Raw genomic sequence first — 23,843 nt, forward strand, 5'->3', positions numbered from 1 at the left:
ACGCGGAGGCGCTATCTATTTCGAACCAAAAATAGCCACAACCAAAGAGATCGTTATGTTTTTTGAATGGCAAGGTAACCAACCCGTCACACTCCGTTGCATCGACAAATACTTCGAAACACACGACACCGTCAGCATCAAATTGGCCGAACTAACCGAATCACTTCTGTTTCAGTTTAAGCCTGGCCAGTTTATTAACTTGGGCGTCGAAATTGATGGAAAAATGGAGTTTCGTTCCTATTCAATCAGCTCGATCAATGAAGACGATCACCTTCAACTCACCATCAAACGAGTATCTGGCGGTAAAGTATCGAACTACATCGTTGACTCGCTGCTGCTCGGTGATACTGTTCAAGCATTACCACCAGCAGGCGAATTTAACTGCATCGACCATCCACCCGTGTTACGTGATGGCGAAACAAAAGCCTTGCTTATCAGTGCAGGTTGCGGCGTCACGCCCGTATTTTCGATGGCAAAACACTGGCTGAGTAATCAAGATGAAAACGAAAACGATGTGGACATCGCATTTCTTCATATCGCACGCAGCCCAGAAGAGACGATTTACTACGATCAGCTAGAAACGTTAGACGCCGTATATCCCAACTTCCATTTAAAGCTGTTGCTGAAAAACCGTGAAGGAACGTCACACCCACAAGGTCGTTTGAATGCCGACTGGATTAAAGAGCTTGTTCCTGATTTCAAGCAACGCACCGTTTACCTGTGTGGTCCAAGCCAGTTTATGCAAGATGTTCACGGCTATTTGAATGATCTTGGTTTTGACATGACGAACTTCTACCAAGAGAGTTTTACGCCAGCGACTGGCGCAGAATCATCGGTCTCCGATGAGACGGTTAACGTTTTTGTTCCTGATTTTGCTCAAAGCATCGATGCGCAAAAAGGTCAGGTACTGGCCGATGTGCTCGAAGGCGCAGGTTTACCATTAATCGTCGCTTGTCGAAGCGGAATTTGTGGCTCGTGCAAATGCAAGGTTCGTAAAGGCAACGTTTCTTCCACTAGCCTAGAAACATTGACGCCAGAAGAAATTGAACAAGGCTATGTGCTCGCCTGCTCATCAATCATCGAAGCGGATCTTGAAGTGCAGATCGGTTAATGCTGCTGGTATCGATCTTTTATTGTTTCCCGTCATTCCGACGAGCCTAGGCGAGGTCAGGAATCTAATATCAGCGTGTTAGGAATAACTCACTCTGATAATAGACTCTGAATCACACTCGCGTCTCGCTATTCAGATTAACGGGGTATCGTGGAAATGCCAGCCGTACTCAAACGGCTGGTATTATAGATAGGCACAACTTTCGTTTCGTCGTCATTGCTTCTCGCTAAACAGCAACACTTTCAATGCTGCTTCGCTGTCTACGTCCATAAACTCTGGTGGGTTATCCAGACGCTCACGGAATGTCAACTCTGGCGCTTCTTCTTTCATGCTTTCAATCAAGAAGTCGCTTGTCACAGATGGTGAGTTCACACATGCCATCACTTGACCGCCTTCTGCCAACAAATCCGGCAATCGACGTAGAATCTTTTTGTAGTCTTTAGTCAGCGCAAAGCTGCCTTTCTGGAATGAAGGCGGATCGATAATGATCAAGTCATACTGACCAGATTTCTTAATCTTACCCCACGATTTAAAGATATCGTGCCCCATAAAGCTTACCTGGTTGATGTTATGACCATTTAGCTTGTGGTTCTCACGACCTTTAGACAGCGACGCTTTTGCCATGTCGACGTTAACCACTTTATCTGCGCCACCCGCAATGGCAGCGACAGAAAAGCCACAGGTGTAAGCAAACAAGTTAAGCACGTTTTTATGCTTCGCATTTTCCCGTACCCAATCGCGACCGTAGCGCATGTCCAAAAACAGACCGAAGTTTTGATTGCGGCCAATATCCAATTGGTATTTCAAACCGCTTTCTTCAACGACAGGGCGAGCATCTAATTCACCGACAAGCACTTCTGAAGGCGCACCATCGGCATAACGGTGCTGAATAACCATAGTACGACCTTGCTTGTCTGCCCACAGTGGTGATTGTACCAACGCATTGAGGCCGCTTTTCAGCTCAGCGAGAAACACGTCGTCGACTTCTTTAAACAAGTTGATGATCAACTGACCTTGTAACCAGTCACAGGTGATTTGCTCTAGGCCCTCAAAACGACGACCACGACCATGAAACAGTCGACGAATTTCATTCGGAGCTTGCGCTAGCTCGGTTTCTAGATGCTGAAAAAACAGCGGAAGTTGTGATGCTTGCATCGAGTTCTCTTATTAGTTTTCTTTGTGACGGTTATTTGATCGTAGGCCAGTTCAGTTCCCAGGGGGAAAGCCAAGTATCCAAACCCTGAGAGACGATTTCACTGTGCCATTTGTTACCAAGCACTTTGTATTCTCGTGGATCGCAAACAAAGCGATATTGCTCATCTCGGTATTGGAAGCAAAGTGAAAATGCATGCAGATAACCGCGATCAGCCTCATTGCCTGCATTGTAAATCGGGTCGCCAACAATACCTGAGCCAACCGATTTTAATGCCACGCGGATTTGATGCGTTTTACCAGTGTGCGGCTTACATAAAAATAAACGCTCTCCGGGCTCTGCCGCAAGAGAGAAAAACTGGGTAACGGCTGGGTTATTTTTGCTGTTGACCAGCTTCCATGATGAACGGCGCGAACGCTCCATATCACCAACGACCAAACCTTGTTTCTTTTTCGGCTTTTTAGAGCCAATCGCCAGATAGAACTTTTCCACTTGGCGGTCAGCAAAAGCTTGCGATAACGCACTGCCCGCTTTGGCGTTGCGTCCGAGGAGCAGAATACCCGATGTCATTTTATCCAAGCGATGGATAAGATAGAGATGCTCATCACCACTCTGCTTAGCCACTTCTTGCAGCAGCATTGTGTCGCCATCGTCTTTATGAACAGAGACGTTAGGATGCTTATTGATGATCAGAAAATCGGGATGAGTATGTAGAATATCGAACATAAAAAACTGGCTCCACGTTTGGAGCCAGCAGTATACATAAGTTATCGGACAAAGCTATCGAGGCTTGCCCCCAAGGTATTTGCTAAAGCTTCTTCGAGAAAATGCCAGCAAGACCAATGATTGCGATACCCAGCAGCATGATTTCACCTTTGCCACTATCAAAGCCAGACTTAATCCCCATGAAGGCAACAATAGCAATCGCAACAGGAATCAGGTATTTAACTAGGTTGTACCACAATCCAAATAGCGGGAAGGATACTTCGCCGTCATTAGTGATCTCTTTTTCTAGCTCAGCACGGCTTAGGCGCCATCCTGCAAAGATACAAACCAACATACCACCAACCGCTAAGAAGATTTTGTCCGTTAGCAAGTCGAAAATATCAAAGGCACCGGTACCGAACAGCGTTGGCCCCATTCCACCTAAAGATAGTGACGCAAAAATACATAATGCCGCCATAACTGCACTTGCAGACAGAACAGCGTTAGAGCGCTTCATGCCTTTCTCGTCGATTAGGTAAGACACGACAACTTCCAATAATGATACTGAAGAAGTTAATGCCGCCACCGTCAAACCGATGAAAAATAGCAACGCGAATAGCAACCCAATCACTCCGCCCATTTCAGCAAACAGCTGAGGAACGACAACAAATACAAGACCAGGGCCTGCCGAAGGCTCCATGCCAAAGGCAAACATAGCTGGGAACATAGCAACACCAGCAAGAATCGCGACACCTGTATCCATAGCTGTAACCATACCGGTTGTTTGAACTAGGTTCTCTTTCTTCTTCAGGTAAGAACCGTACGTCATCATACAACCCATACCTAAGCTAAGTGAGAAGAACGCCTGTCCTAGTGCAGCAAGAACCACGTTGCTGTCGACTTTAGAAAAGTCCGGCATGAATAAGAACTCAAGGCCAGCCATTGCACCTGGCAGCATCAAGCCTTTAACAGAAACAACGATTAGGATTAAGAACAGAAGCGGCATCAGAACCTTACCGGCTTTCTCAATACCACCCGAAATCCCTTTCATCACAATCATGACGTTAAGGAACAGGTAAACACCCATCCACATTAAAGGTTGAATCGGATCTGAGATGAAACCGCCAAAACTGTCGCCAATTGCTTCTGGCGCGCTGAGTAGACCACCACCCACTTTAAAGATGTAGGCCAATGCCCAACCACCAACCACAGGGTAGAAGCCCATGATCAAAAGACCACTGAAGACTCCCATAACGCCAGTGAACGTCCAGCGTCGGTCAGTTGTCTTGAATGCACCTACGGCAGAAAGACCTGTCTTACGACCAATAGCGAACTCTGTCAGCATCACGCTAAAGCCGATAAAAATTACAAAGATAAGATAGATAGCAACGAATGCACCGCCGCCACTCTCACCTGCTGTGTAAGGGAATTTCCATATATTGCCTAAACCGACAGCGGAACCCGCTGCTGCCATTACGAAGCCTAGTTTAGACCCCCACGTATCACGTGGTGCTGCTGTATTAGTTGTAGCCACGCTTTTTCTCCAAAATTAGTTTGTTGTGTATGCATAGAGATAGGCGTCTAAAAAGTTTATGTAAAAATTATTGTACACTTATAAAATAAGCGTTCGACGCACTATGTCTAGAAAGTAAAGCAGCTCCCCTTTAAAATTGGAACCCCAAAAAAGTACATTTATCGCACAAGTGTCGAGTTACGCAGGTTAAATGCTGCTTTTTTGTTCAAAAGTTAAAGAATGACCTTATTTTTCACATTAAAATAACAGAATCAGCTGTTATGAAATTCGTTCCTCATATAAGGTCAATCCCATGTCTAAATGGGAAATCTATTCCCCCAACCCACTTTTATGCTTAATATCCTAGAAGGGCATATTACTCTGAGCGTATATGGACAAGTTTTATCACTTTCTTACTTTAGCTGGCATCGGGCTATATTGGTTACTGGTCGCAGGTGTGACCATTCGTGTCGTTTTAAAGCGCCGTGCAGTGAGCGTGTCTTTAGCTTGGCTAATGATCATTTATATCCTTCCCGTTCTGGGTGTCGCATGTTATTTCCTCTTCGGTGAACTGAACTTAGGCAGAAAGCGAGCCGAACGTGCGAAAGAGATGTTTACACCATTCGAGAAGTGGTTCAGTCAGCTTAACGACTGTAACGCGCACAACCCAGAAACGATGGGAAGGCACATCTACCGAATTGATGAACTTTGTAACAACCGCCTTGGTCTTCCCGCATTGAGCGGTAATACATTGTCGCTGCAACAGTCACCTAATGAGATTTTGCATTCCATTATTGAAGACATCGAAAACGCGCAGAGCAGTATTCGAATGGTATTCTACATTTGGCATCCGGGTGGTTTGGCTGACTCTGTCGCTTCTGCGCTTATTCAAGCGGCTAAACGCGGCGTAGATGTCAAACTATTGCTCGATTCAGCAGGTAGTCCACGTTTTTTCAGAAGTCCTTGGTATCGAATGATGCAGGATGCTGGAATTGAAGTTATTCAAGCGCTAGAAGTGAAGATGTGGCGTATTTTCTTACGTCGTCTTGATCTTCGCCAACATCGCAAGATCATCGTAATTGATGATGAAATTGCTTATACAGGTTCAATGAACTTGGTTGACCCGGCTTACTTCAAGCAAAATAGTGGCGTTGGGCATTGGGTGGATATCATGGTTCGCATTACAGGACCAACGGTAAACGTATTGAGTGCCATCCACTGTTGGGATTGGGAAGTCGAAACTGGCGAACGTCATTTACCAAGACTACCTGAATGCAAGATCGATGAGAGTGAATTCCAACACCCTATTCAGGTTGTGCCTTCTGGCCCAGGTATGCCGGAATATCTGATCTATCAAGTATTAACATTGGCAATAAACCAAGCCAATCGCTCGGTACGAATCACAACACCATATTTCGTGCCCAATGCTGATTTACTCGAAACGTTAAAGATGACAGCACAACGAGGCATTAACGTTGAACTCATTATTCCCCATAAAAATGACTCTATGATGGTGCAATGGGCTTCACGCGCTTTTTATAGTGAGCTCTTGAGTGCAGGGGTCAAGATTTATGAGTTTTATGGTGGTTTGCTGCATACAAAATCTGTCGTAATTGACGACCAATTCTGTTTAGTTGGCACCGTAAACATGGATATGCGCAGCTTGTGGCTGAACTTCGAAGTGACCCTCGCCGTTGATGACGAAGAGTTCACCAAGCAAATGTCTTGGTTACAAGATAGCTATATTAAGCAATCTCACACTGTTGTATTGGAAGAATGGGAGAAAAGGAGCCTATTTTCTCGGTTCTTAGAGCGAGTGTTCTATCTCTTCAACCCACTCCTCTAATACCTCAAATACACAGGCTAAAAAACCTCCAGCGCTACATGCATCCTGCTGGAGGTTTGTTCTTTTAGCTCCCTATCTACACGATACCTCTCGACATCATTACCTGTTCATCTTGGCTGTTATTGGCTGATAGTTGACTTTTCCCTTGCATAACCTACGTCGTCCATGTTTTAAATATTCAAAACCGCAATATTTAAGACAGGGAACTTTTATGTCAGAGGGAAAAAAAACCAAACTCATTACCGCTGGCCGCGATAAAAAGTGGACAAATGGTGTTGTAAACCCACCCGTTCAACGCGCTTCAACCGTGGTATTCAATACCGTTGCAGAAAAGAACCAAGCCACCATTAATCGTGCAAACAAAACATTGTTTTATGGTCGCCGAGGCACCAACACGCACTTTGCTTTCCAAGACGCAATGGTTGAGATTGAAGGTGGAGCTGGTTGCGCGCTTTACCCTTGTGGAACGGCAGCAATTTCAAACGCCATCCTCTCTTTCGTTGAAACTGGCGATCACATTCTAATGGTGGACACTTGTTACGAACCAACTCGTGACTTTTGTAACACCATAATGAAGAAAATGGGCATCGAAACCACCTATTATGACCCAATGATCGGTGAAGGTATCCGAGACTTGATTCAGCCGAATACCAAAGTCCTTTTCTTGGAGTCTCCTGGTTCAATAACCATGGAAGTCCAAGATGTACCTACATTAGCGCGCATTGCCCACGAGCAAGATATCATCGTGATGCTTGACAACACATGGGGAGCAGGCGTGAACTTCTCTCCTTTCGAGCATGGCGTAGACATTTCCATTCAAGCGGCAACTAAGTATATTGTTGGACATTCAGATGTCATGCTAGGTACTGCTGTGGCTTCTGAAAAGTATTGGGATCAGCTTCGTGAACAAAGCTACCTGATGGGTCAGTGCGTTTCTCCTGACGACGCATACCTAGGTCTTCGAGGTATTCGCACGTTGGATGTTCGCCTAAGACAGCACGCAGAAAGCAGTTTAAAAGTCGCTCAGTGGCTCGCTTCTCGCCCAGAAGTTGATCATGTCCGCCATCCAGCTTTAGAAACAAGCCCTGGCCATGAGTTTTTCAAACGAGACTTCACAGGTGGAAACGGCTTGTTTTCATTTGTTCTCAAAACGTCTTATCCAAAAGCGACGACGGCTCTGCTTGATGGTATGAAACACTTCAGTATGGGTTACTCTTGGGGCGGTTATGAAAGCCTCATTCTAGCTAACGAACCTAAGAGCTTTAACAGCCTGAGAACCATAGCTCACCCACACTTTGAAGGTACTTTGGTTCGTATTCATATTGGCTTAGAAGACGTAAATGACTTGATCGCTGATTTAGAGGCTGGTTTTGCGCGTTATAATGCCTTAATGCTTGAAAAAGAAGCCTCCCTATAACAATGATTGAATCGCCCTGCATTGCGGGGCGTTTTTATAAGCCCCTGACTTAATTAGAATTAACTAACATTCACCCGAACCCATTAATTAATGTTAATCATTTGTGTTGTTTTTCAATTGAGCAGTCACAGAATGAAATAATGTGCCACAAATAGGCTTTCCAAATTTAGAGTTTCTCTCCTACTTTTTATCATTCATAAGAGGTCATACCACAAGGAGATAGTTTTGAAACTCAAATTTATAGCGCTAATGCTTTTTACCTTAGTTACCGTCCCAATAACCTCCGTATACGCTGCAACAGGTTATACCCAAACCAAGTATCCGATTGTTCTGGTTCACGGTTTGTTTGGTTTTGATACCCTGGCAGGCGTTGATTACTTTTTCGGAATACCACATTCCTTAACAAAAGATGGCGCTACGGTTTATGTTGCACAGGTATCCGCGACCAACAGCAGCGAAGTTCGAGGGGAGCAACTGCTTGCTCAAGTAGAAACCTTACTTGCAGCAACAGGCGCAGAGAAAGTCAATCTCATTGGTCACAGTCATGGTGGTCCAACAACGCGCTATGTTGCCTCTGTCCGTCCTGACCTAGTCGCATCAGTTACGAGTATAGGAGGCGTTAATAAAGGGTCTAAAGTGGCAGATTTAGTTCGTGGCACCGTATCTGAGGGTTCGGGTAGTGAGCAGCTCGCGGTAAAACTGGCGCAAGGCTTAACTACTCTTATTAATCTTCTATCAGGTGGTTCTGATCTCGACCAAGACCCTTTAGCCTCACTAGCAGCATTAACCACGGAAGGATCATTAGCGTTTAACCAACACTACCCGGAGGGGGTCCCTACCAGTGAATGTGGTAATGGTGACTTGCTGGCTTCAAATGGCGTTTATTACTACTCATGGACCGGATCATCCACTTTTACAAACGTTTTCGATCCGACCGACGCTGCCATGATGGTACTTGGCTTAGCCTTTGATGGGCCAAATGATGGCTTAGTTGGTGCGTGCAGCACACATTTGGGCAAAGTCATACGTGATGATTATCAAATGAACCATTTGGATGAAATTAACGGCCTGCTCGGTATTCATCATCTTTTTGAAACCGATCCAGTCACGCTTTATCGCCAACATGCAAATCGTCTCAAACTTCAAGGTTTATAAGAGGTCATCACAATGAAGAAAGTCGCTCTCACCACTTTTATCCTGCTCTCGATATTTGGCGTGGGAGCGCTTTCTCTGTTGCAAAGCGACAAACAACAAGAGATAACCTCTAACCATTCGCAATCTCAGCAAGATATAGCCGCCGATGTCTCTTCCCCAAAAGACTTCTTCGAATATTCTCTTAGCCGGCTGGGCGAAGAAGATCTCGATACGATCAAAGCGGAAGTTAATGATGACACTTTAGCAAAGCAAACTCTGAATATTGATGCCAAACTTTTTCAAACCTACCTTTCCTACAAGCAAGCACTCTCTGCATTAGAGCCTTTTGAGCACAACCACCTAACGCTTGAACATTTAACCATGCTGAATGAAGCAATACTGAACTTACAGCTTCAATACTTTAACGAGGTGCAGATAACCCAGTTGTTTGACGAAGAAAACCGACTTCGCCAGCTTGCATTAGAAAAGCTGACGATCAAAAAACAGGCATCGGATATCGAGAGTCAGACCCACCTTCTCAATCAAGCGTTATCAGAACAACCGGATTACATACGAGAAAGTGAACGCAATAACGCATTAGCAAAGCAGCTCGAGCAAGCTTCTCAGCTTGATTCACAAGACAAGTACATCGCCCGTGTTGCTCTGGTAGGAGATGCCGGAGCGCAGAGGCTGCAAAAGCTTGATGAGCAAAGAGCATCATTTGAGACTCAACTCGCCACTTACTTAAAGCAGCGTCAAAATATTCTGAATAGAGATTTTCTAGGGCAAGACGAAAAACAGGCAGAAATCATTGCTTTAAGAAAACAAAGCTTCGATACCACTCAATGGCGTCGAATCGAAGCTTTGGAACGTATTCATGATAGCCAGAACTAACAACATTAGCTTAATCGCCAAACGTTACTTATTCTGCTTTTTAGGACATCCAACGATATGGTCATCCACCATGCCGACGGCTTGCATGAAAGCATAACAGATGGTTTCACCGACAAACTTGAAGCCTTTCTTTTTTAGGAATTTACTCATGGCTTTGGATTGCTCTGTCGAAGCTGGTACGTCACTCATATGTTGCCATTGATTGACGATTGGTTCACCGTCCACGAACTGCCACAACGCGTCTGATAAACTCCCGTATTCAGCAATTAACGCTTTAGCCGCTTTGGCATTACTAAATACCGAGTTAATCTTTCCGCGATGTCTCACAACATCGAAGTTTTCCACGATGTATTCAGCGCGTTCTTCATTTCTTTGTTCCAACGCATCTAGGTCGTAGTTCTCGAACGCTTCTCTGTAACCTTCGCGTTTTTTAAGGATGGTGATCCAGCTAAGCCCAGCTTGCGCACCTTCCAAAGTAATAAATTCAAACAGGACTTGGTCGTCATATACTGGCACGCCCCATTCGGAATCATGATATTCGCGTTCTAATGGGTGATTCATCGCCCACGCACACGTTTTTTGTTCTGTCATTATTCTTCCTTAAAAAGCGCCTCTAACTGATGAGCTAGAGGCGCGATATTTTTCATCGTTATATCAGTAGCACTAAGCCTGTTTCGGTACTGCCACTTTATGGAACAAACGATACAACACTGGCACGACAATCAGTGTCAGGACTGTCGCAAAACCCAAACCAAACATAATCGTAACCGCCATTGGTTTGAAGAAAATATCTGGCAACAGTGGGATCATACCAAGGATCGTCGTGATAGCAGCCATACAAACGGGACGGACGCGACTTACCGCAGCATCAACGACCGCGTCATAAGCCTCTTTACCGGACTTCATTTCAATTTCAATTTGGTCCAGTAATACGATGCCATTTTTGAGCACCATTCCCGATAAGCTTAAGAAGCCGAGCAATGCCATAAAACCAAACGGCGTGTTGAGCGCCAACAAACCGGTAGTGACACCAATTAACGCCAGCGGCACGGTAAGCCAAACAATGAGTGGCTCTTTGATAGAGTTAAATAGGAATACAGTGATCAAGAACATGAACAAGTACCCCATTGGCATGGTAGTAAACAGCGACTCTTGAGCATCACCAGAAGATTCGTATTCACCACCCCACTCTAGTGAATAGCCAGGAGGCATTTGAATCGCTTCGATTTGGGGCTGTAAACGTTTTTGCAACGTCGATGCGGTTTCTTCACCTAGAATATCAGGGTCTGCCATCACAGTGAGCATACGCTTACGGTTCTTACGTACGATGATAGGATCCTCCCAACGCATGTCGTAACCCATTGTGACTTGTTGAAGTGGGATAAACTCACTCTGTGCTGGACTCCATATTTTCATGCCTTCGATGTTACGAATATCAATACGTTCATCTTCAGGTAAGCGAGCCACGATAGGCATGAGCGTCGTGCCGTCTCGGTATAAGCCTATCGTCATTCCAGAGAATGACATGGACAAGAAATCATCGACGTCCGATTTGGTAATGCCATAGCGACGTGCCTGACTCTCGTTAAACTGAGGTTCAAGAACTTGGGTTCGTTCACGCCAATCATGCCTGATATTTGTTGCCTGAGGGTCGGCGTACATGATGTCCTTGACCTGAGCGGCTATCGTGCGAAGGACGGTTGGATCTGAGCCAATAATGCGAGCTTCAATTTTTGCACCACCACCAGGGCCTAACTCAATCTGTTTGAGCTTGTAATTGATTTCTGGGTAGTTGGCTTTTAAATACTCTCGAAACTTCGCCATTAATGGTTTTAACGCTTCGTAATTTTCCATACGAGTGGTTATCTCACCATAAGCCGCATAACTTTTCTCTGGCGCGTACGTTAACATGAAGCGCTGTAAGCCTTTACCCGCGGTCGTCGTGATATGGTCAACATGCTCTTGCTTAGCTAACCAACTTTCTAACTCTTTAAGCGTTGTGTTAGTTGCTCGAATATCAGTTCCTTCTGGCATCCATACATCTAACTGAAAAATCGGCGTTGTCGAAGATGGGAAAAACGCTTGCTTCACAAAGGTGAACCCGTAAACACTTGCCGCTAATCCCGCAATCAGCACCACAACGGTAAACCAAGCACGACGCATACAAAACTGAAGAAACTTTTTATAAATAACGAAAATAACCCCGTTATATGGATCATTTTCTTCCCCTTCACCTTGTTTAATCTTCTGGCCTTTAAAGAAGATGTCAGCAAAGAATGGTGTCAACGAAATAGCGGTAAACCAGCTCAACATTAAAGAGATCAGCAGAACCGTAAATAAAGTGCCACAGTATTCGCCCGTCGAGTCTTCAGACAGTCCAATTGGCGCAAATGCAGTTACCGCAATCACAGTTGCCCCAAGTAATGGCCACTTTGTTTGGGTAACAATGTCGGTCGCTGCTTGGAGTCGAGTTCGCCCTTTTTGAGTACCAATCAAAATCCCCTCAACCACAACGATGGCATTGTCCACCAGCATACCTAACGCGATAACCAAGGCACCTAATGAAATCCGCTGTAAATCTATCGCGAGATACTTCATGAAAATGAACGTACCCAGCACCGTCAGCAGCAAGATTAAACCGATTAGTAGCCCAGAACGTAGCCCCATAAAGAACAGAAGTACGATAATGACGATACCGACAGCTTGAGCCAAGCTCACAACAAAACCGCTAACCGATTTATCCACTTCTTTCGGCTGACTATAGATTTCCGAAATTTCGATACCGACAGGTTGCTGGTACTTTAGCTCGGCAAGGCGATGATCAAATGCTTTTCCGACTTCAACGACGTTGACGCCTTCAGCAAAAGAAACGCCGACGTTTAGTGCAAGACTTCCGTTAAAATTAATAATATTATTCGGGACTTCTACGTAACCACGTTTTATTTCCGCCACATCTTTCAAGAAAATGAGCCCCTGAGCGCCCGACTCAGTAATTAACAAATCACCCAGCTCCTCCACACTCTGGAACTCGCCAGTCGGCTGAATTCTGATGTACTCGTCACCAATTCTGATCGCTCCTGCGTCAGAAACCACGTTTTGCGTCGAAAGAAGATTAAACACGGTATCCGGAGCAAGACCTATACTGCTCAGCTTTTTCATCGATACTTCGATGAAAACTTGTTCTTGCTGTTGCCCGGATACCGAAACTTTACTCACGCCATCAACCAGTTCGAGCTCTCGGCGTAAGTAATCGACGTAATCTAGTAGCTCTTTATAGCTATAACCGTCGCCAGTCACCGCTAACAAAATCCCGTAAACATCACCAAAATCATCGATCACTTGAGGTTCATTCACACCTGGAGGCAACGTCCCTTTAAGGTCGTTCACTTTACGGCGCAACTCATCCCAAATTTGTGGTAGATCATCAGGGCCATAATTGTTCTTCATCGTGACCGTGATTTGAGATAAGCCTCGGCTAGAAATCGAATTTACTTCATCAACATAAGTAAGCTGCTGAATCGCTTTTTCGATTGGGTACGTCACTTCTTCTTCGACTTGTTGCGGTGTCGCACCAGGGTAAGAGGTCACTACCATCGCATCTTTAATAGTAAAAGCAGGGTCCTCAAGACGCCCTAAACCAAAGAATGCGGCGATACCACCAATCAAAAATATCAGTGCGACCATCCAACTGATGACGCGATTTCGGATGAAGTACGCAGCAATACCGGTCACATCATCATCACTTTGAGGCACTGATTTATTAAGATCGCTCATAGACCGGCCTCCTGCGTAGCCATTTCCTGTATCACTTCCACTTTCATGCCATCCCTTAATCGAGAAACACCGGCAATCACAACTTTGTCTTTGAGCATGAGACCATCAAGGATTTGAATGGACGTTTTAGATGCCTTACCTGCTCGCACCTGTTTGCGCGATACCGTATTGTCGTCATTCAGTACCCAAACAAATTTGTTTTCGCGCCCCAGCTCGTCACCATCCGCATTAAAAATGGCTTCGATAGGAACATTAATTCCTAGGTTGAGATCAAGCCCAACATTCTCGTCTTTAGAAGTTACCTCAACAGCCATACCATCTAGGATGTACTCTTCTTCCGGCATAGGAAGCGACAGTGTGACAGTAAACGTACCTGTTGTTGGGTCGGGTTCGGTTGTAAATTCTTTTACCGTCGCGTTATATTCGTTACCACTGGGCACGCGCACTAATGCTTTGATCGCGGTAAGCCTTTCTTCCGTTGGCGGTTGGTTCACATAGAGGCGGTCAGGAAGCTGAATCAACACTTCGACTCGCTCCAAGCTGTGAATATTAACGATATGCTGTCCGACTTGAACATTTTCGAATTGGTCGATATTAACTCGCGAAATAACCCCATCCACGGGCGCTTTTAAGGCAGTAAATGATAGACGAAGTTTGGCTAACTGAAGCTCAGCTAAGGCGATTTGTCGTTGTGCTGCAATTTCATCAAACTGAGACTTAGCTAATAGGCCTTTATCAACCAAAGGGCGTGAGCGGCGATACTGACTGTCGACAACAGAAAAACGCGCACTCGCATTATCTACATCCAACTCATAGTCCGTGGGATCTAGCGTTGCAATAACATCACCCTTCGTGACTTTGTCGCCCTCTTTTACCATGATGCTGCTGACTTCTCCTGCCACTCTGAAGCTCAAATGAGAGCGATCCGCTGCATTCGCAACCGCAGGGAAGTACAAGTTGTCATCCACCTTGTTTCCCGCTAATGACGTAACTCTAACTCGTGGCGTTTCGAGCTCTTTTTCTGGCGCCTTATCCCCACAGCCAACGAGAAAAAGCGTTGAAAGTAAAGTCGCTAGAGAGATGACTCCTTTCATATTACAACCCTCTTTCCTTAATCCACGCTCTTACCTTAATTCCGGGTTCAATTACACTGACACCCGAGATAATGATTTGGTCGCCATCGTTAAGCCCAACTAACACTTGATTTTTGTCATTCATCTCAATTGCGGCTTTGGACACAATGCCTTGCTCATCGACACGCCAAACGTATGTTTTGCCGTTCTCTTCTAGCAACGCGGAGTTAGGAATCTTTGTCGCTCCTGCACTTTTGGACAGGAGGTAAGCATTGCCAGACATTCCCGGCAAAAGGCCTATTTCTGCTGGCCGCTCCATGACCATCGTGACTTTGTAACTGCCCGTTTTAGGGTCGGCTTCTGTATCGATTTCCTGAAAGGTTAAGTCAAAGGCTCGCTCGGGGAACGCATCAAATATCATTCTGGCAGAGACATCGCTCCCCTGCGTGTAACGATTTAGAAGATAGTCTGGGATTTGGAATATCACTTTGAGGAATTGGTTGGACTGAATATTCATCACCCCTTCTTTCGCGGCAACATATTCATGGTTTTCTGCTGGAATGTACGAAATAGTGCCATCATATGGCGCGACAAGTTTGGTATATCTTAAGTTTGCCTTTGCTTGATTCCATTGAGCTTTTGCTGAGTTGTGATTCGCTTTTGCCTCATCAAAATCTTGCTCAGATACTACTTGGTCTTTACGTAGCTTTTGGTATCGCTTGTATTGCACATCTGCGAGCAAAAAATTTGCCCGAGCTTGCTGTTCGAGCAGAGAATATTCATCTGGGTTTAATGACGCCAAAACATCACCTTTACTAACGACTTGACCTTCATTCACTTCTATCGTTTGAAGAAGCCCAGGAACTCGAAATGTCAGTACTGCTCTATCGCCAGCTTCCGTCGTGGCAGGAAAATGTCGCTCAAACTGGGCATTGCCAACAGATACTGTAAATAGCTTCGCAGGACGCGATTCAGGTTCAGGAACAGGAGGAAGTTCTTTACCGCACCCCGACAAGACAGCCGAGATGGCAATAGGAATGAGCAATTTTCTCATTACATTCATCCATAAAAATTGGGGGATTATTTTTAAAGTAGATGAATTTTGAACGAACTTCCAGAGCAGAAAAGATTAATAGTGCTTTAAAATTAGTAATTTGTGATAAAAAAGCAGGCTTTATGCCTGCTTCAGTTAAATCTTCTTTGGATACAAAATGCCTAGAGCTTACTGAATTCTCTGTTCACCCTATATGTATCAGACGTAACATAAGCTTCCATGTTACGAATTTTGCCATCAAGACGGTCAAAATCCCTTTCCAACACACTGAGCAGTTGATCAGGGCTTTGCCCTTTCTGCCAAGGCTTACTTTTGAGCGTATGCTCTTGCTGAGCTCTGATATTTTCAGAATACGTTAATGGTTGCTTTTCTAACATAAACGCCATCGCGATGTACGCTAACAATACCAAAAACGTACCACCTAACAGCGCTGCAGAAATCACTACAATACGAATCAACCAAACTTCTGCACCAAAGTAGTTGGCAATTCCGGCGCAAACACCGGAGATTTTGCCATTTACTGGATCACGATACAGTTCTCGATTATTCATACTTTCGTCTCCATGTTGGTGACTCAGCATCCAAGATGCGCTCCAATGTATCAACTCGGGACTGCATCGCTTCCGCTTTTTCAGATAGTACCTGAAGGCGCTCTAAATCTTGGCTCGACAGTGCACTATCTGTTTTGCGTTTGCTGCGATAGTGTAAGAAGAGCCATAGTGGAGCGACAAAGATTAAAAAGACAATCACTGGTCCTGCTATAAAAAATGCCGACATAAATGGCTCCTTTCTTATTTATCTTTCGATGACATCTGTTCTTTCAGTTTTGCCAACTCTTTTTCAATTTCGTCTTGTGCCTGCAACTCTGCAAACTCTTGTTCTAGCGATTTAGCATTACCAGTTTGAGCATACAGGTCTGCTTCCGCTTCCATTTCATCCACTTTACGTGAGTACTGCTCAAATTTCGCCATCGCTTCATTAGTACGGCTAGTGTGCAGGTGTTTTTGCACATCACGACGGTTAGATGCAGTTTGGTTACGAATTGCTAGTGCTTGCTGTTTTGCGCGCGTTTCAGCAATTTTGCTTTCCAACTTACCAATCTCGCCAGTAAGCTTATCGATCGTTTCTTCCACTAAGGTTTGCTCAGTGTGGAGGCCCTTAATCACTTGCTCTAGCTTTTGCTTTTCAATTAACGCTGCACGAGCTAGATCTTCACGCTCTTTAACTAATGCTAAGCTCGCTTTTTGGCCCCATTCGCCAATTTGCTCTTCTAACGTTTCAACCTTACGAGCCAACTCTTTCTTGTCTGCAATCGCTTTAGCCGAGTTAGTACGCACTTCAACAAGTGTGTCTTCCATTTCTTGAATGATAAGACGGATCATTTTTTCAGGATCTTCCGCCTTGTCCAGTAATGCACTGATGTTTGAGTTAACGATATCTGCAAATCGAGAAAAAATACCCATAACGGAACTCCTCTTTTTTCCTATTAAAACTCGACAAGGTGGTGATTAACCTTGTGTCTCCCTGAATATAAAACAAGTAACGTGCCAACTTATAATTTTCTTTTAAATCAGATTGTTATTCATTTTGTTGTCGTTACACACTATTGTGCTATGATGTTTTTCACCAACTGTTGGTGAAATTTACCAACTCTATCTCTAAATCATGGCTCGGCTGTTAAATAAGAAGGACTTTATGAAGCAAAACCTGATTGGTGAATCACCTGCTTTTCTCGCTGTACTAGATAAAGTATCACAACTTGCACCCATTGAGCGCCCTGTCCTCATCATTGGTGAACGAGGTACGGGTAAAGAACTCATCGCTCAGCGTTTGCATTATTTATCAAGACGTTGGGATAAACCACTACTATCACTCAACTGTGCGACATTAAGCGAAGGGCTAATAGATTCCGAATTGTTTGGACATGAATCCGGCTCCTTCACGGGCTCTAAAGGTAAACATAAAGGGCGTTTCGAGCGTGCCGAGGGCGGTACTTTGTTTCTTGACGAACTGGCAACCGCACCACTTTTAGTTCAAGAAAAGCTATTACGTGTCATTGAATATGGTGAATATGAGCGAGTTGGCGGTCATACCGCTCTCAATGCGGATGTTCGACTTGTTTGTGCAACCAATGCCGACCTACCAAAATTGGCAGAGCAAGGTGATTTTCGTGCAGATCTGCTCGACAGGCTAGCCTTCGATGTCATTATGTTGCCGCCTCTTCGCGAGCGCAAAGAAGACATTCTCTCTTTAGCAGAGCACTACGCGATGAAAATGTGTCGTGAACTGCAACTGGAATACTTTGTCGGTTTTACCCCAAAAGCGCAGCAGTCGCTTATTGAATATGAATGGCCCGGTAACGTCCGCGAACTAAAAAACGTGATTGAACGTGCGATTTACCAACATGGTCTGAATGCTCACCCAATTGATGAACTGGTTTTCAATCCTTTTGAAACGGTTTGGCACAGCGCGCTTGGCCATAGTGCAAAACAAGCAGAACAACAAGAAGAGGAAGCATCAAGCAACACCATCCAATTCCCTCTAGACTATAAACAATGGCAAGAGGAACAAGATATCCATTTACTCAATCGTGCATTGGAAGAAGCCAAGTTTAATCAACGACAAGCAGCCGAGCTACTTGGCTTGAGCTATCACCAATTACGAGGGATGGTTAGAAAATATGGTTTGGTCGGACAAAGCTAACTTGACCGAGAGTACTCAATCAATACACGAGCTCGTGACTGCGCTCTAATTCGCATGCATTTATGGCATAACACCTTACAGTGTATGGATTTTATGTTTGGAGCGAGTTCACAAAGGTGATAAATTAGCGAGATCATTTTCGCTTGTTAGCTTTGAAAGAGTAAGATCAAACGAAACGAGCAAGATCCAATGAACATTTCATATTATGAATGCTTTTATAAGATTATCGCTGAGCCTTATTGGGATTAGCCTACTGACCGCTTGCGGCGATGAAATTGACCACAATGATATTCGCAAAGCTGGCTTTGTGTTTTGCGGACAGGGTAAGCCGACCACGTTTAACCCTCAGCTTATTGATAGCGGTATTACCGCAGAGGCTCTGAGCCCGCAGCTGTACGATACGCTGCTCACGCTCGATCCTAAATCACATCAGCCCGTGGCAAGCATCGCCGAGAGTTGGTCAGTAAATGAATCAGGGACGGAATACACGTTTAAGCTTAAACGTGGTGTTCAATTCCAAACCACGCCTTGGTTCACACCCACTCGCCCATTGAATACAAAAGATGTGGTATTTAGCTTCAAGCGAATCATCGATGTAGACCATCCTTTTCACCAAGTAGGTGGTGGTTTTTATCCATGGTTTGCAGGGTTAGATTTTCAAAACCTACTCCAAGACGTGGTTGCAATAGATGAGCATACGGTAAGGTTTACGTTATCTCAGCCAAACTTTTCTTTCTTGGCCAATATTGCCACCAGCCATGCGGTTATCTTGTCTGCGGAGTATGGACAGCAATTGGCAGCAAAAGATCATAAAGAAGAAATCGACCAACTTCCTATCGGTACCGGCCCTTATCAATTAAAAGAGTACCAAGTGAACGATTTGATTCGATTAGAGCGTCATTCTAATTACTGGAAGTCACCAGCAAAAATGGAACAAGTGGTGTTCGATATCTCTCACAGAGGCACGGGTACATTAGCTAAACTTTTAAGAAACGAGTGTGACGTACTCTCTTCACCTATTTCGAGCCAAATACCTGTCATTCAAGAAAATGACAACCTTGAGCTGACGGCTACACCGGCTAACAACGTTTCCTTTATTGCGATAAACACAGAAACCACCGCGCTGAGTGATGCTCGAGTTCGCCAAGCACTTAACTTAGCGATCAACCGTCAAAATATTTTAGATTCGGTTTACTACGGAACTGGCTCCCAAGCTTATACCTTGCTACCACCTAATTCATGGGCTTATCAAAAAGACAGTGTAAAAATTCGTTATGACCGGAATTATGCATTGGCACTACTTCGAGATGCAGGCTACGAAGACGGCCTAGAATTGACCATGTGGGTACCACTTGAACCACGTGCTTTTAACCCAAGCCCTCGTAAGACTGCGGAGTTAATCCAAGCGAATTTTGCCGATATTGGGGTTAAATTAACGCTACTGACCGATGATAGGTTTGAACGTGTGGATTTGGAGAACATCAACGATATCGATTTACTTTTAACTGGTTGGATTGGTGATACCGGGGATCCTGACAACTTTTTCCGCCCTTTATTATCTTGCGAGTCTGACCGCGTTGGCCTTAACGTGTCCATGTGGTGTAACGATGACTTCGATTTCTTGCTCGATTTGGCGTTAGAAACTCAAGAACCGCGTTACCGTTTGAACCTATATCGCCAAGCACAGAACATTTTGAATCAAGAGTTCCCGGTTATTCCTCTGGCGCATGGCGTGCAGTTCCGTGTGCACGACAAATCGCTGACAGGCTTCAAATCAAGCCCTTTCAATGCCCAACCGTTTGATAGAGTTGAGAGAATTCACTGATGTTTTGGTATACCGTTCGACGCTTTAACCTATTTATCATCACTTTGATGATCCTTACATTAGTGGGTTTTTCTCTGCTTCGCCTTGACCCTCTCTCGCACTGGGCAAACGTTGATTTTTGGTCTGGTTGGCAAACTTACTTAATCAACCTTTCTCAGCTTGATTTTGGCATAAGTAAAAACGGCAACGCGATTTATGACGAGCTCGCCGTCGTATTCCCTGCCACTTTGGAACTGTGCTTTTTTGCCTTTTTGGTGTCCCTTTTGATCGGTATTCCACTTGGAACCGTGGCTGGGATGAAGCAAGGTAAATGGCTCGACACCAGCATTTCATTCATGTCGATGTCTGGTTATTCCGCCCCAATTTTTTGGGTAGCTCTGCTACTTATCATGGTCTTTTCATTGGAATACCAACTCTTTCCCGTTGCGGGACGGTATGATTTACTTTACGAAATTGATCATGTAACCGGATTTGCCATTATCGACGCATTCATGGCGAAAGGTGAATACCGCGCTCACGCACTGCAAAGCGTCATTGAGCATATGGTGCTGCCATGTTTGGTGCTTGCTTTGGCTCCAACCACCCAGGTTGTCGGACTAATGCGCTCCTCGGTAGCGGAAGTGATGAGCCAAAACTACATCCGTGCAGCGAGAATCAAAGGTCTTTCTAACCGCGAAATCGTAACTCAACATGTATTGCGGAATGCGATACCGCCTATCATTCCCAAAGTTGGTGTTCAACTTTCGAGTATGATTACCTTAGCTATCATCACGGAGTCTATTTTTAACTGGCCAGGTATTGGTCGTTGGCTTTTAGATGCGCTAGCAAGCCAAGACTATGCATCTATCCAAGCTGGCGTGATGGTACTTGCGACTTTGGTTCTTACCGCTAACATACTCTCGGATTTGATTGGCGCGATGATTAACCCTTTAGTTCGAAAGGAATGGTATGCTAACAAATAACGTTTATCAGGAAGAGCGCATTCCAACACAGTTTGAGCGTTTTTGGCGAAGCTACCGCGCCAACGGACTAGCCATGTTTGGCTTGTGGTGCTTGGTGTTTATCGTCCTTATTACCATTTTTGCTCCCCTACTTGCACCATTTGACGCCCAAGCACAGTCTGGTGAATTGCTTGTGCCGCCGTCATGGGCCCCAGCAGGAACGGTTGATTACTTTTTGGGGACCGATGACTTAGGTAGAGATATTCTTTCGCGCCTGATTATGGGCTCTCAGCTAACATTTGGCGCTGCTGTCGCCATCACCGCAATTGCTGCCGTTGTAGGCTGTTTAATTGGCGTATTGGCAGGTATGACGAAAGGCTTACTGTCGAGTACTCTCAACCACTTGCTCGATACCGTCATGTCTATCCCGTCGCTCTTATTAGCAATCATTTTTGTAGCATTTCTCGGCTTTGGTGGGTTCAATATTTTACTCGCAATCTGCTTGGCATTGATTCCGCGTTTTATTCGCTCTGTTTATATCGCAGTCCACACCGAAGTTGAAAAAGACTACATAATGGCGGCACGCCTTGATGGCGCTAATGATTTCTACTTACTGTGGAGTTCAATTCTTCCTAACATTCTGACGGTCATTGCCGCTGAAATCACACTCGCGCTGTCTGCTGCGATTTTAGATATTACGGCACTGGGTTTTCTTGGCCTAGGTGCACAGGCCCCAAGCACCGAGTGGGGAGCAATATTAGGTGACTCTGTCGAGCTTATTTATATTGCACCTTGGACAGTGACCCTACCCGGCCTGACCATCATGTTTACTGTTATTACCCTAAACTTAGTAGGTGAAGGTGTACGTCAAGCGCTTAATGCGGGGATCGAATAATGCCGTTGTTAGATATTCGACATTTGACCATTGAGATCGAAACACCTCAAGGGTTGGTCAAAGCCGTTGACCGAATGAGCCTAACTTTGAACGAAGGCGAAATTCGTGGTCTTGTAGGTGAGTCTGGTTCAGGGAAAAGCTTAGTTGCAAAAGCGATTGTCGGGGTAAGTAAAGATAACTGGCGCATCACCGCAGACCGTATGCGCCTTGGCAATATTGACTTGCTTCAGCTTACACCAAAAGAGCGTCGGCGCGTCATTGCTCGTGATATTGCGATGATTTTCCAAGAGCCTTCAACTTGTCTTGACCCTTCAGAGGAAGTCGGGCGTCAATTGATTGAATCCATTCCATCTCGCGCATTTGAAGGGAAATGGTGGGAGCGATTTAAATGGCGTAAAAAACAGGCCATCGCGCTTTTGCATAAAGTGGGTATTAAAGATCACAAGCGTTTAATGGGTAGCTACCCTTATGAACTGACTGATGGTGAGTGTCAAAAAGTCATGATTGCCATGGCGATAGCGACCAAACCAAAGTTGCTGATCGCAGATGAGCCAACCAACGACTTAGACCCGATTACTCAATCGCAAATTTTGCGTCTGTTGAGCCGCATGAACCAACTTAATAACACAACCATTTTGCTTATCGGCCACGACTTAGCGACCATAACACAGTGGGCAGGACGTATTACGGTAATGTATTGTGGTCAGTCGGTGGAGTCTGCCGATACCAGTAAAATCATTGCGGCACCCAAGCACCCGTACACCGATGCCTTGCTTAAAGCGATGCCTGACTTTAATGATTGGGTACCACACAAGCAAAAACTCCAATCCCTACCGGGCTCGATTCCGCCATTGCAGCATCTGCCTATCGGTTGTCGCCTCGGACCACGTTGCCCATATGCGCAGAAACAATGTGTAGAAATTCCACACACCAGACGAATTAAGAATCATAAATTTAACTGCCACTTTCCATTGAACACGGAGAAAAAGTCATGAGTGCGTTACTTGAAGTCGATAATTTATCGAAGCAATTTGTTACGCGCTCCCGTCTGTTCAAACGTCAGGTTAATGAGGCAGTTAAACCGGTAAGCTTTACTTTAGAGCCAGGACAAACTATTGGTTTTATTGGTCAAAACGGGTCAGGAAAATCCACACTAGCTCGTATGCTTGCTGGCGTTGTTGAACCAAGCTCCGGAGAGATCCGTGTGAATGGCGAACGATTGGAGCACAAAGATTACGCGACACGCTGCAAGCTCATCCGCATGATTTTCCAAGATCCAAACACATCGTTAAACCCACGTATCCAGATTGGTCGTATTTTAGAAGGTCCGCTAAAGCGAAATACCAACATGCCGCCAGATGCGCGCATGCAGCGTGTAAAGAACACCCTGCTCCGCGTAGGATTGCTGCCTGAGCACGCCTATTTTTATCCACAAATGCTAGCTGCCGGTCAAAAACAGCGCGTATGTTTGGCTCGTGCACTTATTCTTCAACCTTCCATCATTGTCGCTGATGAGGCGTTAAACGGTTTGGATATGGCAATGCGCTCGCAGATCATTAACTTATTCCTCGAGTTGCAAGAAGAGATGGGATTGTCATTTGTGTACGTGTCTCAGCACATTGGCATTGTTAAGCATATTACTGATAAAGTGATGGTGATGCATGAAGGTGAAGTGGTCGAGTTTGGCGAGACCAACCAAGTACTGACTCATCCCGAGCATCCTATTACTCAAAGACTAGTCGAAAGCCACTTTTATAAAGCGCCAAGCCATCAAACAAAATAGCTTATCAAAAATGTAATCGTGC

The 23,843-nt window shown here is 45.0% G+C and carries 21 protein-coding genes; 11 read left to right on the plus strand and 10 right to left on the minus strand.

Features of this window, described 5'->3' with window-relative positions:
• Window positions 1–55: 55 nt before the first annotated feature.
• Window positions 56–1,111 carry a hybrid-cluster NAD(P)-dependent oxidoreductase gene (locus tag R8N47_RS06105; protein WP_064353814.1) on the plus strand — a complete coding sequence of 352 codons (1,056 nt, stop codon included), beginning with the start codon at window positions 56–58 and terminating at the stop codon, window positions 1,109–1,111.
• A gap of 213 nt (window positions 1,112–1,324) precedes the next feature.
• Here the strand turns inward: R8N47_RS06105 and R8N47_RS06110 are convergent, their stop codons facing one another.
• The 3 genes from R8N47_RS06110 to R8N47_RS06120 all read right to left on the minus strand — a co-directional run bounded on the left by R8N47_RS06110 (window position 1,325) and on the right by R8N47_RS06120 (window position 4,443).
• Window positions 1,325–2,266 carry a class I SAM-dependent methyltransferase gene (locus R8N47_RS06110; RefSeq protein ID WP_064353813.1) on the minus strand — a complete coding sequence of 314 codons (942 nt, stop codon included), beginning with the start codon at window positions 2,264–2,266 and terminating at the stop codon, window positions 1,325–1,327.
• A 31-nt stretch (window positions 2,267–2,297) separates the two neighbouring features.
• The gene (locus R8N47_RS06115; protein WP_033905107.1) at window positions 2,298–2,990 is read right to left on the minus strand and encodes a TIGR01621 family pseudouridine synthase; all 693 of its coding nucleotides are present in this window, start codon (window positions 2,988–2,990) and stop codon (window positions 2,298–2,300) included.
• A gap of 82 nt (window positions 2,991–3,072) precedes the next feature.
• Window positions 3,073–4,443, minus strand: a complete 1,371-nt coding sequence (locus R8N47_RS06120; RefSeq protein WP_064353840.1) for a sodium-dependent transporter — start codon at window positions 4,441–4,443, stop codon at window positions 3,073–3,075.
• Window positions 4,444–4,873: 430 nt separating this feature from the next.
• Between R8N47_RS06120 and cls the strand changes: the two genes are divergently transcribed.
• From cls to R8N47_RS06140, 4 genes are all read left to right on the plus strand, one after another.
• Window positions 4,874–6,328, plus strand: a complete 1,455-nt coding sequence (cls, locus tag R8N47_RS06125) for a cardiolipin synthase (RefSeq protein ID WP_017820861.1) — start codon at window positions 4,874–4,876, stop codon at window positions 6,326–6,328.
• A gap of 211 nt (window positions 6,329–6,539) precedes the next feature.
• Window positions 6,540–7,745: a cystathionine beta-lyase gene (locus R8N47_RS06130; protein ID WP_064353812.1), complete on the plus strand. Its 1,206-nt coding sequence runs from the start codon at window positions 6,540–6,542 to the stop codon at window positions 7,743–7,745.
• Between the two features lie 249 nt (window positions 7,746–7,994).
• Window positions 7,995–8,900 carry an esterase/lipase family protein gene (locus tag R8N47_RS06135; RefSeq protein ID WP_017820863.1) on the plus strand — a complete coding sequence of 302 codons (906 nt, stop codon included), beginning with the start codon at window positions 7,995–7,997 and terminating at the stop codon, window positions 8,898–8,900.
• 12 nt (window positions 8,901–8,912) lie between these two features.
• Window positions 8,913–9,773, plus strand: a complete 861-nt coding sequence (locus R8N47_RS06140) for a lipase secretion chaperone (RefSeq protein ID WP_064353811.1) — start codon at window positions 8,913–8,915, stop codon at window positions 9,771–9,773.
• Window positions 9,774–9,797: 24 nt separating this feature from the next.
• On the opposite strand, the gene R8N47_RS06145 is transcribed toward R8N47_RS06140, so the two are convergent.
• The 7 genes from R8N47_RS06145 to pspA form a co-directional block, all read right to left on the minus strand.
• A complete protein-coding gene (locus R8N47_RS06145; RefSeq protein WP_005378109.1) occupies window positions 9,798–10,364 on the minus strand; it encodes a DNA-3-methyladenine glycosylase I in 567 nt (188 codons plus the stop codon).
• A gap of 72 nt (window positions 10,365–10,436) precedes the next feature.
• Complete coding sequence (gene vmeI, locus R8N47_RS06150) at window positions 10,437–13,547, minus strand: efflux RND transporter permease subunit VmeI (protein WP_064353810.1); 3,111 nt, start codon at window positions 13,545–13,547, stop codon at window positions 10,437–10,439.
• Window positions 13,544–14,641, minus strand: coding sequence for an efflux RND transporter periplasmic adaptor subunit (locus R8N47_RS06155; protein WP_064353809.1), 1,098 nt, complete (start codon window positions 14,639–14,641; stop codon window positions 13,544–13,546). Before R8N47_RS06155 ends, vmeI begins: the two co-directional genes overlap by 4 nt.
• Window position 14,642: 1 nt before the next feature.
• A complete protein-coding gene (locus R8N47_RS06160) occupies window positions 14,643–15,674 on the minus strand; it encodes an efflux RND transporter periplasmic adaptor subunit (RefSeq protein WP_064353808.1) in 1,032 nt (343 codons plus the stop codon).
• 161 nt (window positions 15,675–15,835) lie between these two features.
• Window positions 15,836–16,225, minus strand: coding sequence for an envelope stress response membrane protein PspC (gene pspC / locus R8N47_RS06165; protein ID WP_064353807.1), 390 nt, complete (start codon window positions 16,223–16,225; stop codon window positions 15,836–15,838).
• Window positions 16,218–16,451 carry an envelope stress response membrane protein PspB gene (gene pspB, locus R8N47_RS06170; protein ID WP_005378117.1) on the minus strand — a complete coding sequence of 78 codons (234 nt, stop codon included), beginning with the start codon at window positions 16,449–16,451 and terminating at the stop codon, window positions 16,218–16,220. The genes pspC and pspB overlap by 8 nt, the downstream gene beginning before the upstream one ends.
• 14 nt (window positions 16,452–16,465) lie before the next feature.
• Window positions 16,466–17,137, minus strand: coding sequence for a phage shock protein PspA (gene pspA, locus R8N47_RS06175; RefSeq protein WP_005378119.1), 672 nt, complete (start codon window positions 17,135–17,137; stop codon window positions 16,466–16,468).
• A 232-nt stretch (window positions 17,138–17,369) separates the two neighbouring features.
• On the opposite strand from pspA, the gene pspF reads away from it, so the two are divergent.
• From pspF to R8N47_RS06205, 6 genes are all read left to right on the plus strand, one after another.
• Window positions 17,370–18,377 carry a phage shock protein operon transcriptional activator gene (gene pspF, locus R8N47_RS06180; protein ID WP_017820869.1) on the plus strand — a complete coding sequence of 336 codons (1,008 nt, stop codon included), beginning with the start codon at window positions 17,370–17,372 and terminating at the stop codon, window positions 18,375–18,377.
• 205 nt (window positions 18,378–18,582) lie between these two features.
• Window positions 18,583–20,202: an ABC transporter substrate-binding protein SapA gene (gene sapA / locus R8N47_RS06185; protein ID WP_064353806.1), complete on the plus strand. Its 1,620-nt coding sequence runs from the start codon at window positions 18,583–18,585 to the stop codon at window positions 20,200–20,202.
• Window positions 20,202–21,164: an ABC transporter permease gene (locus R8N47_RS06190; protein WP_005378122.1), complete on the plus strand. Its 963-nt coding sequence runs from the start codon at window positions 20,202–20,204 to the stop codon at window positions 21,162–21,164. Before sapA ends, R8N47_RS06190 begins: the two co-directional genes overlap by 1 nt.
• The gene (locus tag R8N47_RS06195) at window positions 21,151–22,038 is read left to right on the plus strand and encodes an ABC transporter permease subunit (protein ID WP_005378123.1); all 888 of its coding nucleotides are present in this window, start codon (window positions 21,151–21,153) and stop codon (window positions 22,036–22,038) included. The genes R8N47_RS06190 and R8N47_RS06195 overlap by 14 nt, the downstream gene beginning before the upstream one ends.
• The gene (locus tag R8N47_RS06200; RefSeq protein ID WP_005378126.1) at window positions 22,038–23,033 is read left to right on the plus strand and encodes an oligopeptide/dipeptide ABC transporter ATP-binding protein; all 996 of its coding nucleotides are present in this window, start codon (window positions 22,038–22,040) and stop codon (window positions 23,031–23,033) included. The genes R8N47_RS06195 and R8N47_RS06200 overlap by 1 nt, the downstream gene beginning before the upstream one ends.
• Complete coding sequence (locus R8N47_RS06205) at window positions 23,030–23,821, plus strand: ATP-binding cassette domain-containing protein (protein ID WP_005393308.1); 792 nt, start codon at window positions 23,030–23,032, stop codon at window positions 23,819–23,821. Before R8N47_RS06200 ends, R8N47_RS06205 begins: the two co-directional genes overlap by 4 nt.
• The last annotated feature ends 22 nt before the right edge of the window (window positions 23,822–23,843 follow it).

The organism is Vibrio sp. 2132-1 (assembly GCF_033344315.1).

Bases quoted from the DNA above. Each gene is read 5' to 3' on its own strand.
- R8N47_RS06145 (WP_005378109.1), bottom strand. From the start codon at position 10,364: ATGACAGAACAAAAAACGTGTGCGTGGGCGATGAATCACCCATTAGAA.
- R8N47_RS06115 (WP_033905107.1), bottom strand. From the start codon at position 2,990: ATGTTCGATATTCTACATACTCATCCCGATTTTCTGATCATCAATAAG.
- R8N47_RS06105 (WP_064353814.1), top strand. From the start codon at position 56: ATGTTTTTTGAATGGCAAGGTAACCAACCCGTCACACTCCGTTGCATC.
- cls (WP_017820861.1), top strand. From the start codon at position 4,874: ATGGACAAGTTTTATCACTTTCTTACTTTAGCTGGCATCGGGCTATAT.
- pspB (WP_005378117.1), bottom strand. From the start codon at position 16,451: ATGTCGGCATTTTTTATAGCAGGACCAGTGATTGTCTTTTTAATCTTT.
- pspC (WP_064353807.1), bottom strand. From the start codon at position 16,225: ATGAATAATCGAGAACTGTATCGTGATCCAGTAAATGGCAAAATCTCC.
- pspA (WP_005378119.1), bottom strand. From the start codon at position 17,137: ATGGGTATTTTTTCTCGATTTGCAGATATCGTTAACTCAAACATCAGT.
- R8N47_RS06110 (WP_064353813.1), bottom strand. From the start codon at position 2,266: ATGCAAGCATCACAACTTCCGCTGTTTTTTCAGCATCTAGAAACCGAG.
- R8N47_RS06200 (WP_005378126.1), top strand. From the start codon at position 22,038: ATGCCGTTGTTAGATATTCGACATTTGACCATTGAGATCGAAACACCT.
- sapA (WP_064353806.1), top strand. From the start codon at position 18,583: ATGAATGCTTTTATAAGATTATCGCTGAGCCTTATTGGGATTAGCCTA.
- R8N47_RS06120 (WP_064353840.1), bottom strand. From the start codon at position 4,443: ATGGCAGCAGCGGGTTCCGCTGTCGGTTTAGGCAATATATGGAAATTC.
- R8N47_RS06140 (WP_064353811.1), top strand. From the start codon at position 8,913: ATGAAGAAAGTCGCTCTCACCACTTTTATCCTGCTCTCGATATTTGGC.
- R8N47_RS06205 (WP_005393308.1), top strand. From the start codon at position 23,030: ATGAGTGCGTTACTTGAAGTCGATAATTTATCGAAGCAATTTGTTACG.
- vmeI (WP_064353810.1), bottom strand. From the start codon at position 13,547: ATGAGCGATCTTAATAAATCAGTGCCTCAAAGTGATGATGATGTGACC.
- R8N47_RS06135 (WP_017820863.1), top strand. From the start codon at position 7,995: ATGCTTTTTACCTTAGTTACCGTCCCAATAACCTCCGTATACGCTGCA.
- R8N47_RS06155 (WP_064353809.1), bottom strand. From the start codon at position 14,641: ATGAAAGGAGTCATCTCTCTAGCGACTTTACTTTCAACGCTTTTTCTC.
- pspF (WP_017820869.1), top strand. From the start codon at position 17,370: ATGAAGCAAAACCTGATTGGTGAATCACCTGCTTTTCTCGCTGTACTA.
- R8N47_RS06190 (WP_005378122.1), top strand. From the start codon at position 20,202: ATGTTTTGGTATACCGTTCGACGCTTTAACCTATTTATCATCACTTTG.
- R8N47_RS06195 (WP_005378123.1), top strand. From the start codon at position 21,151: ATGCTAACAAATAACGTTTATCAGGAAGAGCGCATTCCAACACAGTTT.
- R8N47_RS06160 (WP_064353808.1), bottom strand. From the start codon at position 15,674: ATGAGAAAATTGCTCATTCCTATTGCCATCTCGGCTGTCTTGTCGGGG.
- R8N47_RS06130 (WP_064353812.1), top strand. From the start codon at position 6,540: ATGTCAGAGGGAAAAAAAACCAAACTCATTACCGCTGGCCGCGATAAA.